This is a genomic window from Xenorhabdus bovienii (genome assembly GCF_024721015.1).
In the GTDB taxonomy this organism is placed as follows: domain Bacteria; phylum Pseudomonadota; class Gammaproteobacteria; order Enterobacterales; family Enterobacteriaceae; genus Xenorhabdus; species Xenorhabdus bovienii.
On the sequence record NZ_JANAIF010000449.1, the window covers coordinates 1 to 256 of the forward strand.

The following is a 256-nucleotide window of genomic DNA, read 5'->3' on the forward strand; positions in this document are numbered from 1 at the left end:
GCAGGAAACAGAGCGCGCAATCCGAACTGCAATTCAGGCTGCCCAAAAGATGGCGAAAATCCGTGTTGATCACGTGATTGCCTGCTTCTCGGGAGCCGAGCCGCGGTCCTACGGGCTGGATGGCAGCGTTGATGTGGAAGCTGAAGTTGTTTCAGAGCAGGATGTGGCGCGTGTACTGGCGGCATGCGACGTTCCAGACTATGGCGCAGGGCGTGAAGTCTTGCATGCACAGCCGGTGAACTTTGCTTTGGACCAT

Annotated in this window: 1 protein-coding gene; it reads left to right on the top strand. The window is 57.0% G+C overall.

Annotated features, from left to right (window positions below):
* Nucleotides 1–49 precede the first annotated feature (49 nt).
* A partial coding sequence (locus NXS07_RS21355) for an acetate and sugar kinases/Hsc70/actin family protein (protein ID WP_258087683.1) occupies nt 50–256 on the top strand: 207 nt, incomplete at its 3' end.